Annotated in this window: 11 protein-coding genes and 1 pseudogene; 8 read left to right on the top strand and 4 right to left on the bottom strand. The window is 46.6% G+C overall.

Annotation, left to right across the window (positions count from 1 at the left end; genetic code table 11):
- Positions 1 to 142: 142 nt before the first annotated feature.
- Positions 143 to 2,275, bottom strand: coding sequence for a hypothetical protein (locus tag FOT42_RS05090; protein ID WP_151889500.1), 2,133 nt, complete (start codon positions 2,273 to 2,275; stop codon positions 143 to 145).
- 609 nt (positions 2,276 to 2,884) lie between these two features.
- Between FOT42_RS05090 and FOT42_RS05085 the strand changes: the two genes are divergently transcribed.
- The 3 genes from FOT42_RS05085 (at position 2,885) to FOT42_RS05075 (ending at position 6,847) form a co-directional block, all read left to right on the top strand.
- On the top strand, positions 2,885 to 3,211 hold the full coding sequence (locus tag FOT42_RS05085; RefSeq protein ID WP_151889499.1) for a hypothetical protein: 327 nt from the start codon (positions 2,885 to 2,887) through the stop codon (positions 3,209 to 3,211).
- Between the two features lie 65 nt (positions 3,212 to 3,276).
- A complete protein-coding gene (radA, locus tag FOT42_RS05080; RefSeq protein WP_151889498.1) occupies positions 3,277 to 4,635 on the top strand; it encodes a DNA repair protein RadA in 1,359 nt (452 codons plus the stop codon).
- 58 nt (positions 4,636 to 4,693) lie between these two features.
- Positions 4,694 to 6,847: an outer membrane protein assembly factor BamB family protein gene (locus FOT42_RS05075; RefSeq protein WP_151889497.1), complete on the top strand. Its 2,154-nt coding sequence runs from the start codon at positions 4,694 to 4,696 to the stop codon at positions 6,845 to 6,847.
- On the opposite strand, the gene FOT42_RS05070 is transcribed toward FOT42_RS05075, so the two are convergent.
- Entirely contained in the window at positions 6,844 to 7,884 is a 1,041-nt protein-coding gene (locus tag FOT42_RS05070; protein WP_151889496.1) for an aldo/keto reductase, read from the bottom strand. The two genes, FOT42_RS05075 and FOT42_RS05070, sit on opposite strands and share 4 nt — an antisense overlap.
- 60 nt (positions 7,885 to 7,944) lie before the next feature.
- The gene (locus FOT42_RS05065; protein WP_151889495.1) at positions 7,945 to 8,709 is read right to left on the bottom strand and encodes an exodeoxyribonuclease III; all 765 of its coding nucleotides are present in this window, start codon (positions 8,707 to 8,709) and stop codon (positions 7,945 to 7,947) included.
- Between the two features lie 124 nt (positions 8,710 to 8,833).
- On the opposite strand from FOT42_RS05065, the gene FOT42_RS05060 reads away from it, so the two are divergent.
- The 5 genes and pseudogenes from FOT42_RS05060 (at position 8,834) to FOT42_RS05040 (ending at position 10,948) form a co-directional block, all read left to right on the top strand.
- Positions 8,834 to 9,382 (top strand): cysteine hydrolase family protein, encoded by a 549-nt coding sequence (locus FOT42_RS05060; RefSeq protein WP_151889494.1) that lies wholly within the window; start codon positions 8,834 to 8,836, stop codon positions 9,380 to 9,382.
- Between the two features lie 57 nt (positions 9,383 to 9,439).
- Positions 9,440 to 9,613: pseudogene (locus FOT42_RS18470) on the top strand (DUF1697 domain-containing protein); the annotation flags it as partial.
- A gap of 32 nt (positions 9,614 to 9,645) precedes the next feature.
- Positions 9,646 to 9,951: a hypothetical protein gene (locus tag FOT42_RS18265; protein WP_226789807.1), complete on the top strand. Its 306-nt coding sequence runs from the start codon at positions 9,646 to 9,648 to the stop codon at positions 9,949 to 9,951.
- A gap of 92 nt (positions 9,952 to 10,043) precedes the next feature.
- The gene (locus FOT42_RS05045; protein ID WP_072876099.1) at positions 10,044 to 10,298 is read left to right on the top strand and encodes an autorepressor SdpR family transcription factor; all 255 of its coding nucleotides are present in this window, start codon (positions 10,044 to 10,046) and stop codon (positions 10,296 to 10,298) included.
- Between the two features lie 2 nt (positions 10,299 to 10,300).
- On the top strand, positions 10,301 to 10,948 hold the full coding sequence (locus tag FOT42_RS05040; protein WP_151889492.1) for an SdpI family protein: 648 nt from the start codon (positions 10,301 to 10,303) through the stop codon (positions 10,946 to 10,948).
- 125 nt (positions 10,949 to 11,073) lie between these two features.
- On the opposite strand, the gene FOT42_RS05035 is transcribed toward FOT42_RS05040, so the two are convergent.
- Positions 11,074 to 12,615 carry a glycine--tRNA ligase gene (locus tag FOT42_RS05035; protein WP_151889491.1) on the bottom strand — a complete coding sequence of 514 codons (1,542 nt, stop codon included), beginning with the start codon at positions 12,613 to 12,615 and terminating at the stop codon, positions 11,074 to 11,076.
- Positions 12,616 to 12,629: the final 14 nt, after the last annotated feature.

Here is a 12,629-nt window from a genome sequence, read left to right as displayed (position 1 = left end):
CCACAACTGTCAGGTTAAGTAGTGGCTAGTACAATTCAACAATTTGAAAAATCCATAAAAAAGGGGGGGCCTTGGATAAAGTCCACCCTTTTTCGTGTTTCTCGGAATCGAATAATACGTTGTCAGTGTTCTATTCTGGCCATCATCCTATTTTTTCGACCACCAGACTGTTCTCTTTTCCTTTTACGACAGCAGCCTTCACCAAACTTTTTCCTGAGCCCACATCCATCACTTCAATGGTATGGTCTTCTTTTTGGGCCAATAGGATGTTCTTGGTAATGGAAAACCCTTTCACTCTTGGCATGTCCAGAATGGTTTTTCTATTGCTGTTTTCCACATCAAGTTCACAAAGGCTGCTCATATCCGTATAGATGTAGGCCTTATTTTTTTCCATGTTCACAAAAAACTGGTCTTGCTTTTTATCCAAAACAAAGTGGTTCAACCTCTCACCGGTTTTGGCTTCATAGACGAACACATTTTTCTCTCCCTTTACGATTGCCTTATTGCCACAAGCCATCAAATCAACAGGTTCATAAGAGCCATCCCATTTTGCCTTTATGGAACCTGTTTTGATCTTGGAACCTTTAAAAACATACTTATTGAACCAAAATTTTTCTCCGACCCCTCCTCCAATATAACCCAATATCTCCAGTACCATACTTTTGTCCTCTAAAGAGAACATATCACTTGTGGAAGCATCAACCTGCATTTCCATGATTTCATGATCTTCCAATTCATCATCCCCGTCGAGCTTCAATCCATAATGCCCCGAGTCTTCATATCCCTCTTCCTTGAACAATTTTATATCCACCTCTATGATACCACCTTGGCCGGAAGTAAAAACTACCCTTTTGTCATCCAACCAGCCCAGCACCGGACCGCCGATGGTCAGATAGTAGAGCTCGCTCACCTCCCCACTTTCCAGGTTCCACAAAAATCCGCATTCCCCCTCACAACCCAAAGCAATATGTTTTTTGTCGGGCGATAGGGCGCCATTCTTTATCGTCAAGTATTCTGTTCTGAAATGTTTTAGTGTTTCGCCTGTGTGAATATCTATCAAAAAACACTCTGACCCCGAATTGACCACCGCCCACTCATCACTTACCAGAAAAGCCTTTTTCATATGTTGCGGTTGTTTTCCACCATTTTTGGATCGCTTTTGGTCACTCTCCAGTTCTATCACTTTGAATGTATCGCCAAAATCAGGATTGGCCCAGTTGTTTGGGAGGCCAAAACCAATATAACTTCCCGATGGGCTCACTCCCAACACCTTAAAGGTTTGGTCCAATTCAAACGCATTATCCAGATTGAATGTCTTTGGTTCCGGTTCATTGCCTGAAAAAACCATTCCCACATGTTTCTTCGCTTCCAGATCAAAACACAGGACTCCTGGTTTGTGAAATCTTGCGGACAGCCAAACCCTCTTGCCATTTTCTTCTATGCGTATGTTCGTAAGTCGTTTTGCAAAATTGTCACGTACTTCCCTATATTCTTCAGATCCTTGGTCTCCATCGATAAGGACAGGGTCCACATGGTCTTTGGGTATGGCATCGCAGGGAATGCTATATTGCCGTTCCCCAGTGCTCAACCGGAATACTTCAGCCGAAAGCTGGTAATCCCCATCTTCATTTTTTTGCAGTGGGTGATCGTCCAACCGGACCCCAATATCCAATGTAGTACTGATGTCTATGATCGGATCGGAGACCAAGTTCTCTGGGGTCAGTTGTCTGTACTTCAACGGAATGGTTTCAAAGGTCTGTTTTTCAAAATCAACGATGATCAATTGCTGCGTTGCCAACTGGATGTAGAATGCCGCCCTGTTTTCATCCAAGGCGATAGGTCTGCAGCCCCAATCGACAAATTCCGGCTCTATGCCATGCGTAGCCTCTTTTGGGGCATGGACCTTGTTCCCGGAACTGATATCGATTTTCACAAGCTCAACGCCATCATCAGTCACACTCCCCATATAAATGACCTTACCCTTTACATCCGAGTGGGCCAAAACGCAGGACATCTTTGACTTTCCCTTGCGGACGAGTTCCCCGGAAATCGAATGATAGGCCCATTTACCATCTTCATCGACAGAAATGACATGGCCATCCGAAGTAATGCGCAAATGGACAATGGCCTCTTCGTGACGATTGATGGTACAGATTGATTTTTCCGGTTTGCCTTTGGACTTTTTGCTGACCTCATGCAGGTCGATTCGTCCTTGTTTATGGCCTAAGGCCACGATGGTCTCGTCTGGCGAGTACGCGATTTGGATTGCATTCATTTGGTTAAGTTTTAAGGGTTTGGGTGTTCTCAGAAAATTGCTGAGATGATTAAATAAAATTCTAAGTTTTTTTGCGAGTTCTGCCTGAAAGGGAAATTCATACGGATCAATTTGCCCGCTACTGTTGTGAGGAACCACAATAGTTTCGTCTGACGAATGCGCAACTGGGATTGCATTCATTTGGTTAATTTTTAAGGATTTAGGTGCTGCCAAAATATTTAAGATCAAAACAGCACTATGGTTTTTTAACAAATTTTTAAGTTTTATGGAGGGCTTATACCTGTTCCGAAGAATAAATTATAGATGAGTGACACCCGTGAACAATCCTTGTCCAGTTTTTTTTGCACTCTTGTATAAATGGATTTAAAAAATAATCTACATTTAGCACATCGCATACACAACCTCATCGACATCTTATTGGACTGAATTTGAAAAGAGTCATACAACTCCTATGACCTCTGATAATTCTACTGGCCCAATAGGATAGCACAAAAGATTAGGGAAAGTCAATAACCTCAACGGCTTTCGTTCACTCATTCTTTAGAATTAACAAATTGATCGTGTAGATTCAGATCAAACCATTATGAACAATCCCAAACAAGAACAATTATGGACTTAAAAGAACAGTTTGCCCAAAAAATGTTGGATGAAAAATTAAGGTTCCTCCCTATTGAAGATGCCTATGAGCTATACAAGCAAGGAATCATCGTCCCATGCAATGATTATTATGTGCTACCTGAAAAAAGCGATTTTGACGAATGGGATGGCGAAGGGAGCGAAACGGATCATTACATAGACCAAATTCTGAGCGAGTACGATGGCGATTGGGAAAGTGCTCTGGAGGATACACTGGATATCGGGACTGCCGAGGAACTCAACGACGAAGATAGCCTTGAGCTTTTTCCGGCCCCAACATACGAAGAATTGACCAAATGATTTTTCACTTATCCCCATGTGATAAAAGAGACTTTGTATCTTAGCCGAATCCAGAAAAATAGGAAATGGCCAAGACGAAAACTGCTTTTTTTTGCCAAAACTGCGGCACCCAATATGCCAAATGGGTAGGCCAATGTTCCTCCTGCAAGGAATGGAACACCGTTGTGGAAGAGGTGGTACAGAAGGAAGAAAAAAGAAGTTGGAAAACGGACACGACCTCGGTCAAACAGGCCAGCAAACCCCTTCGCGTTTCTGAGATCACCCATGAGAAAGAGCTTCGATTGGACACATTGGATCAAGAGTTCAACCGCGTTCTGGGCGGGGGATTGGTCCCAGGCTCCCTTACTTTGTTGGGAGGAGAGCCTGGGATTGGAAAAAGCACCCTCTTGCTTCAGATTGCCCTAAAACTGCCTTATAAAACATTATATGTTTCGGGAGAGGAAAGCCAACGGCAGATCAAGATGCGGGCGGACCGGATTCTGCCCAGCAGTGACAATTGCTACATCCTCACCGAGACAAAGACCCAGAACATCTTTCAGCAGATTGCTGCCTTGGAACCCGATCTGGTGGTTATCGATTCCATACAGACCTTGCACACCGATTATATCGAATCCGCTGCCGGAAGCATTTCACAAATCCGTGAATGTGCCGCGGAACTCATCAAATTTGCCAAGGAAAGTCACACTCCCGTAATTTTGGTGGGCCACATCACCAAAGACGGGACCATAGCCGGCCCCAAAATTTTGGAACACATGGTAGATACAGTACTTCAGTTTGAAGGTGACCGTAATTATGTGTACCGCATTCTTCGTTCACTAAAAAACCGATTCGGCTCCACTGCCGAATTGGGTATTTACGAAATGCAGGGCAGTGGGCTCCGCGAAGTGAACAACCCATCCGAAGTATTGATCTCCAAAAATGAGGATGACCTCAGCGGTACTGCCATAGCCGCCACCGTCGAAGGCATGCGCCCTTTGCTGATTGAAATCCAAGCCTTGGTTAGTACTGCCGTTTATGGCACACCGCAGCGTTCCGCAACCGGGTTCAATGCCAAACGCTTGAACATGCTCTTGGCCGTTCTCGAGAAACGGGCAGGATTTAAATTGGCCGCCAAGGATGTCTTTTTGAACATCACCGGGGGCATTTCGGTGGATGATCCTGCCATCGACCTTGCCGTTATGGCCGCCATATTGTCGAGCAATGCGGACATCTCCATTGAAAAGGGCATCTGTTTTGCTGCGGAAGTGGGCCTCGCCGGGGAAATCCGTCCGGTACAGCGGGTGGACCAACGCATTTTGGAGGCTGAAAAACTGGGCTTCTCCACCATTTTTGTTTCCAAAAACAATAAAATCGGTCTGAAGAACACGGGCATCCAAATCCGCAAGGTTTCCAAAATCGAGGATGTGGTGCACTTCCTTTTTTAAGCTGCTTTTCTATATCCTTGCTTTTTAAAACCTATATTTAGGAAACCTTCCCTTGCACATGAAACGATTTTTACTTTTCCTGTGGGTTGCCGTATTGGCTTCCTGTTCCAATGAAAAAACAACATCTTCCGACAAAGACTATTTTACTACTTGGGAACATTATTTAGGTGATCCCGAACGCACCCACTACTCCAATCTCGACCAAATCGATACTGCCAACGTTGGTCAATTAAAATTGGCCTGGAGCTATAAAAGTGGTGGGCTTCATGAAGGAAGGACCACCCAAATCCAGACCAGCCCGTTGATGATCGGCAATGTGCTTTATGGGGTAAATGCCGCCATTGAACTCTTTGCCATTGATGCGGCTACGGGCAAGGAAATCTGGAAATTCAAACCCGTTACCAAAGACGAGTCGGGATTGGGCATGAACCGAGGGTTGAATTACTGGAAATCGAACGGCGATGGACCCAGCCGTATCTTTTTCAGTTCGGGACCTCGTCTCTACGCCATTGACATAGAAACAGGTAAACCGATTCTTTCCTTTGGAAATAATGGCAGTATCGACCTACGGGATGGCCTGGGCCGGGATCCCGAAAAACAATCCGTGGTTTCCAATACCCCTGGGGCCATTTTTGAAAATATATTGATCCAGGGCACCCGTGTTGGGGAAGGACCTGGCGCTTCACCTGGGCATATTCGGGCCTACGATGTGCTCACGGGAAAGATTGTATGGCCCTTCCACACCATTCCACAACCCGGCGAATTCGGGCACGATACTTGGCCCGCCGAAGCCTACAAAACGGTCGGGGGTGCCAATAATTGGCCAGGGATGGCCTTGGACAACGAAAGGGGCATCGTTTATATTCCTACGGGGTCGGCGGCCTTTGATTGGTATGGAGGAGATCGGGAAGGGGCCAATTTATTTGCCAATTCCCTTTTGGCACTTAACGCCAAAACTGGGGAGCGCATCTGGCATTTTCAAATGGTGCACCACGACATTTGGGACCGCGACCCACCAGCCCCACCCAACTTATTGGAAGTGAAAAGAGACGGAAAAACCATTCCTGCCGTGGCACAAGTGACCAAAAGTGGACACGTTTTTGTGTTCAATCGGGAAACGGGGGAGCCACTGTTTCCCATTGAGGAAAAAGCCTATCCGAGTTCCAAACTTATTGGCGAAAAAGCCTATCCCACACAACCACTTCCCTTGAAACCGGAACCCTTTGCACGTCAAATTTTAACTGAAAATGATTTGTATGCCCCCAACGAAAAAGCTTTTGTGGATGATTTGGTAAAGGGCAATACAAATCATGATGCGCCAATCGTTCTTGAAAAATTCAAATCCATCACTTCCAATGGGCAATTTGTTCCGATGGACACTACGGGGGTTCTTTTATATCCAGGAGCTGATGGAGGTGCAGAATGGGGCGGTGCCGCCATCGACCCAAGAAACGGTATCATGTACGTGAACGGCAATGAAATGGCTTGGATCATCAGAATGAAGGAAGTGGGCGGAGATGGTGGTTCGAGTATGGGACAATCCTTGGCCCAGATCCATTGTGCGCGTTGCCATGGCGGAGCGCTGGAGGGACTTGCTGGAATTCCAGAACTCCAAAAGGTGAAATTGCGCTTGCAGCCCGATTCCATCAAGACCATCATTCAAAAAGGAAGGGGTGCCATGCCCGGCATGCCCAATCTTTCCGAAGCTGAAATTGATGCGATTACCGAGTTTTTGACCGATATGGAAGAAGCAAAGGACCATCGGGTGGAAAAGATCAAAATCGATGTGCCCTATTCTGTGGCCAGTTTTGCCCGTTTCAAGGATGATAGAGGTTATCCTGTGGTCAAACCACCTTGGGGCACCTTGAACGCCATCGACCTGAACACAGGGGAATTTCTTTGGAAAGTCCCTTTGGGCCATGAGGAAAGTCTGAACGACCCCAATGTGCCTGTTTCCGGGCTTGAAAATTACGGCGGACCCGTGGTCACCAAAGGTGGAGTGCTTTTCATTGCTGCCACCAAGGATGAAAAAATACGGGCCTTTAGCATGCGAACTGGTAAAATGTTATGGGAAGACCAATTGCCAGCAGGAGGATACGCCACGCCCATCACCTATGAAATTGATGGTAAGCAATACATTGTCATTGCCTGTGGTGGTGGCAAAATGGGAACGGCCTCCGGGGATGAATACCGGGCCTATGCTTTAGATTAAGGAGCCGGATTCGGAATAGCATTATGGATGGCCTCGATTCCTTCCAACACCTCATCCGAAAGGTCCACATCAATGCTTTCGATGTTTTCCTCCAACTGTTCCATGGTCGTCGCACCAATAATATTGCTCGTTAAAAAAGGGCGCGTATTCACAAAGGCCAACGACATCTGCGCCAAGCTCAACCCATGTTCTTGGGCCAATTGGGCATATTTCTCCGTGGCTTGGGTGGCCGTTTCCCCACTGTACCTGTTGTAATTGGGGAAAAGGGAGACCCTGGCCTTTCTTGGGGGGATCTCTGTCAAATATTTTCCACTGAGTACCCCAAATGCCATGGGCGAATAGGCCAACAGCCCTATTTTTTCACGGGTCGATATTTCGGAAAGCCCTACCTCGAACAAACGGTTCAAAAGGTTGTAAGGATTTTGGATGGTCAACATCCGTGGGAGGGTCCGGTGTACTTTGCTCTCCTCCAAAAACCGCATGGTTCCCCAAGGGGTTTCGTTGGAAAGCCCCACGTGCCTGATCTTTCCTTCGGCGATCAGGTCGCGAAGGGTTTCCAGGACTTGGTGGATATTGTCCTCCCAACCATCAATGATATGGGCATTGAATCCCCTTTGCCCAAAATAATTGGTGTTCCGTTCGGGCCAGTGCAGTTGGTACAGGTCGATATAATCTGTTTGGAGCCGCTGCAAACTTCCCTCCACTGCACTTATGATGGATTCCTTGCTGAACCCGGTATTTCTGATGTGTGTAGCGGCATGTCCTTTCCCCGCAATTTTGGATCCCAATACCACTTTGTCCCTGTTCCCTGTCTTTTTGAACCAGTTCCCGATAAATTCCTCGGTCACCGCATAAAGTTCCTTCTTTGCGGGAATGGGATACAGTTCCGCCGTATCAAAAAAATTCACGCCTTGGTCCAAGGCATAATCCATCTGTTCATGGGCCTCTTCCTCGGTGTTCTGCCTGCCCCAGGTCATGGTGCCGAGGCATATTTTGCTTATTCGGATGTCGGTATGTGGGATTCTGGTATATTTCATCATATCAAAATTAGGACGGTCAAAGGTAACTAAACCAAAATATTGACCTTTAAGCCAAGGTTATCTTTCCACTTCCAACAGAATGGGGCAATGGTCACTGTGCATGGCCTCGGACAGAATCACCGAACGTTTCAACCTATTTTCCAAGGGCTCTGCCACCATGCCGTAGTCCAAACGCCAACCCTTGTTATTGGCCCTGGCATTGGCCCTATAGCTCCACCAGGTATAATTGTCGGGCTCTTTGTTGAAATGTCGGAAGCTGTCAATAAACCCACTGTTGATAAAACTGCCTATCCATTCCCGCTCCACGGGCAGAAAGCCGGAAACATTCTTGTTCCGAACGGGGTCGTGGATGTCGATGGCCTCGTGACAGATGTTGTAGTCCCCGCACACAATCAGGTTGGGACGCTCTTTCCGAAGTTCATCGGCATATTTTTGAAAATCGGCCATGTACATCAGCTTATGGTCCAACCGGGCCAGGTTGGTCCCCGAGGGCAAATACATGCTCATGATGGATAGGTCTCCATAATCCACACGCAGGTTGCGCCCTTCAAAGTCCATATAATCGATTCCTGTACCATATTCCACATGGTCCGGCCGTTCCTTACAAAGTAAGGCCACGCCGCTATATCCCTTCTTTTGGGCACTGAACCAATAATGGTGTGGGTATCCCGCTTCTTCAAAAACAGTGGTGTCCACTTGGTCCACCATGGCCTTGGTTTCCTGTAGGCAGACCACATCGGGATCTACAGTCTGCAGCCATTCCACAAAACCTTTGTTGAGTGCGGCCCTGATGCCGTTCACATTGTAGGAGACGATCTTCATCTTTCAAATTTTTCCTAAAAATAGCTATTGTAGGCTTCTTCTTAAAATTGAATTTAACAATGGTCCTATTTCAAAATCAGATTGCTGTTCCTTTTGTCGTAATTTTAAGTCCAAACACTACCCAATGACGGCACTTGTTCTCATCGATATCCAACTTGGCCTTCAGGAAATGGCCTTTTATGGCACAGAGCGCAATAATCCCATGGCCGAGGAGAATTGTCAGAAAATCCTGTTGGCTTTTCGGGAAAAACAATGGCCCGTGTTCCATGTGAAGCACGATTCCACCAATCCGGATTCTCCCCTGCATCCTTCCAAAAAAGGGAATGCGATACATCCGTTGGTGCAACCCATTGAGGGTGAGCCCATTTTTGCCAAAAATGTGAACAGTGCCTTTATCGGCACCGACCTTGAGGCCCAACTCAGGGCAATGGGTATTTCGGAACTTGTAATGGTTGGACTTACCGTGGAACACTGCATCTCCACTTCGGTGCGGATGGCGGCCAATATGGGTTTTGCTGTTGTTTTGATCTCCGATGCCACTGCGGCCTTTGACAAAGTGGGCGTGAACGGACAAGTGTATGGGGCCGACCTCATCTACCACACCGAACTGGCCAACCTGAAGGATGAATTTGCCCAGATCATGGATACGGACACGTTCTTGAAGAGTCTGTAAAATTCTTTATCTTTTCATTTTTTCCAATTTTAAATAAAATATTTTATGAAAACTTGAATTGCGCTGCTACGAGGCATCAATGTTGGTGGAAATCACATCATCCCCATGAAGGAACTGAAACAGTTGATGGAATCCAACGGATTTTCCAATGTCAGGACCTATATCCAAAGTGGCAATGTGGTTTTTGAAAGCCCGCAAAGGCCTCTGGACAAAATTGGGCAACTGATAGAGCAGCAGTTTGGGTTCATGCCCTACATTTTGTTTTGGATAGGGACGAACTCATGGGTGCCGTGGCCAATTGTCCCTATGAAAGCGACCAAGGGAAAACCATCCATTATTTTTTTCTGGACAAGGAACCCAAGATTTTTGATGAGGCACTTTTGGATTCCTTGAGAGCTGACAGCGAGCGGTACATCCTAATCGAAAGGGTATTTTACCTCTACGCGCCGGAAGGCATCGGTCGTTCCAAATTGGTGGACAAAATGGGTAAGGCCTTGCCAGGCGTGACCATGACGGCCAGAAACCTGAACACCATCAACAAGTTGGTGGAGATGGTGGGGGAAGGTTGATTTTAAAATTCTTTTGGTCAACCGTTTAAAAAAATTCAAGTTGTTTTGAAATCTCATTTAATATTTAGATATTTATCTAAATAACTAATGAAATGAATTCCCTCTTCAAGGCCCTGAACGATGAAACCCGACGACAGATCGTGGAATTGCTCAAGGAAAGGGACATGAACGCAGGGGAGATTGCCGAACGGTTCAATATTTCCAAGCCCAGCATTTCGCACCACTTGGACATTTTGCGCCAGGCCAACTTGGTGACCAGCGAAAAAAAGGGACAGTTTGTGGAATACTCCCTCAACACCACCATCTTGGAAGATTTGCTCAATTGGATACTAACTTTAAAGAAATGACCATGAAACTGACCAAAGAACTGCCCTTGATCGGCATTGTGTTGCTCCCCTTTCTGTACCTGGCCTATATATGGAACCAACTGCCCGAACAGGTGCCCTTGCACTACAACATCAAGGGCGAAGTGGACCGCTATGGCGACAAATCGGAACTCATCATGATTCCCATCATGCTGCCCTTGCTCATCTACGTGATCTTCTTGGTGGTACCCTACATCGACCCCAAAAAGCAATTGCACAAAATGGGCAACAAATACTACACGCTAAAACTGTTGCTGACCGTTTTCATGTCCATACTGGCGCTGGTCATCCTCTACACGGCGAAGAACCAATCGTGGTACAATCCCAGCTATATCCTGCTGATGATGGGTGTGCTTTTCATCATTTTGGGAAATTATTTTAAGACCATAAAGGCCAATTATTTTATCGGCATCCGCACCCCCTGGACACTGGAGAGTGAGTCCGTTTGGAAGGAAACCCATAAAATGGCGGGCAAACTCTGGTTCGTTGGAGGTATTTTGGTGGTACTTTTTAGTCTGATCTTGGACCAGAAAACCAATTTTATCACCTTCATGTCCATTACCACAATCTTGGCACTGGTTCCCATAATATATTCCTATCTCTTGTACAAAAGACAAAAGGAAACCAAATAACGGCAGGGCCTGTCTCCTTCGACTGCGCTCAGGATGACAGCTCAACTTGATCTGAAAAAACTATCAGTTCAATTTCACTTGTGAAAAAGTCTGTCGACCAGTGGAAAGATGTTGAAAACTTGGTTTTATATTTTCTGCAACCAGTAGCGCATGTCCACTTCCTTGGCGATGATGTCCTTCACTTCGGACAATTTCACCCGATTTTGTTCCATGGTATCCCGATGGCGGATGGTAACGGTATCATCTTCCAAGGTTTGATGGTCCACGGTGACACAGAATGGCGTTCCTGCGGCATCTTGACGACGGTAACGACGACCCACGGCATCTTTTTCATCATAGTCCACATTGAAATCCCATTTCAGTTCGTCCACCAGTTTTTGGGCGACTTCTGGAAGTCCGTCCCGTTTCAGCAACGGAAGAACGGCCACTTTGTTGGGCGCCAACACGGCAGGAATTTTCAAAACGGTACGAGTGGTACCGTTCTCGAGTTCCTCTTCTTGCAACGAATTGGAGAACACGGCCAGGAACATACGGTCCAGACCAATGGAGGTCTCCAGCACGTAAGGCACGTAGCTTTCGTTCAGTTCCGGGTCGAAGTATTGCAGTTTTTTACCGGAATATTTTTCATGATTGCCCAAATCAAAATCTGTACGGGAGTGGATTCCCTCCAACTCCTTGAACCCGAATGGGAACTTGAATTCGATATCGGCGGCCGCATCGGCGTAGTGGGCCAATTTTTCATGGTCATGGAAACGATAATTGTCGGCCCCCATACCTAAAGAAAGGTGCCACTTCATACGTTTTTCCTTCCATGCCTCGTACCACTCCATTTGGGTGCCCGGCTTGATGAAGAACTGCATTTCCATCTGTTCAAACTCCCGCATACGGAAAATGAACTGACGGGCCACGATCTCGTTACGGAAGGCTTTCCCTGTTTGGGCAATCCCGAAGGGAATCTTCATTCGCCCACTTTTCTGAACGTTCAAAAAGTTGACAAAAATACCTTGTGCGGTCTCCGGCCTAAGGTAAAGGTCCATGGCACTATCGGCAGAGGCACCCAATTTGGTGCCGAACATCAGGTTGAACTGTTTTACATCCGTCCAGTTCTTGGAACCGGAAATGGGACAAACGATTTCCAACTCTTCGATCAGGGCCTTCACATCGGCGAGATCCTCTTTTTCCAAGGACCTTGCCATGCGTTTCAGGATGGTATCGGCCTGGGCCTGATATTCCACGACACGCTGGTTGGTGGACAAAAATTGTTCTTTATCAAAGCTGTCACCAAAACGCTTTTCTGCCTTGGCCACTTCTTTATCGATCTTCGCTTCGATCTTGGCCACATGGTCCTCGATCAAAACGTCGGCACGGTATCTTTTTTTGGAATCCTTGTTGTCGATCAAGGGGTCGTTGAAGGCATCCACGTGACCAGAGGCCTTCCAAGTGGTGGGGTGCATAAAAATGGCGGCATCGATGCCCACGATGTTCTCGTTGAGTTGCACCATGGCCTTCCACCAATATTCGCGAATGTTTTTCTTTAGCTCGGCCCCGTTCTGTCCGTAGTCATAAACTGCGCTGAGTCCATCATAAATCTCACTGGATTGGAACACGTACCCGTATTCCTTCGCATGGGAGATTACCTTCTTAAAAATGTCTTCCTGATTTGCCATTGGGCAAAAATAGA

The organism is Flagellimonas hadalis (assembly GCF_007785775.2).
Classification (GTDB): domain Bacteria; phylum Bacteroidota; class Bacteroidia; order Flavobacteriales; family Flavobacteriaceae; genus Flagellimonas; species Flagellimonas hadalis.
Note: the sequence above shows the minus strand (reverse complement) of the source record. Positions and strands in the feature narration are given on the sequence as shown.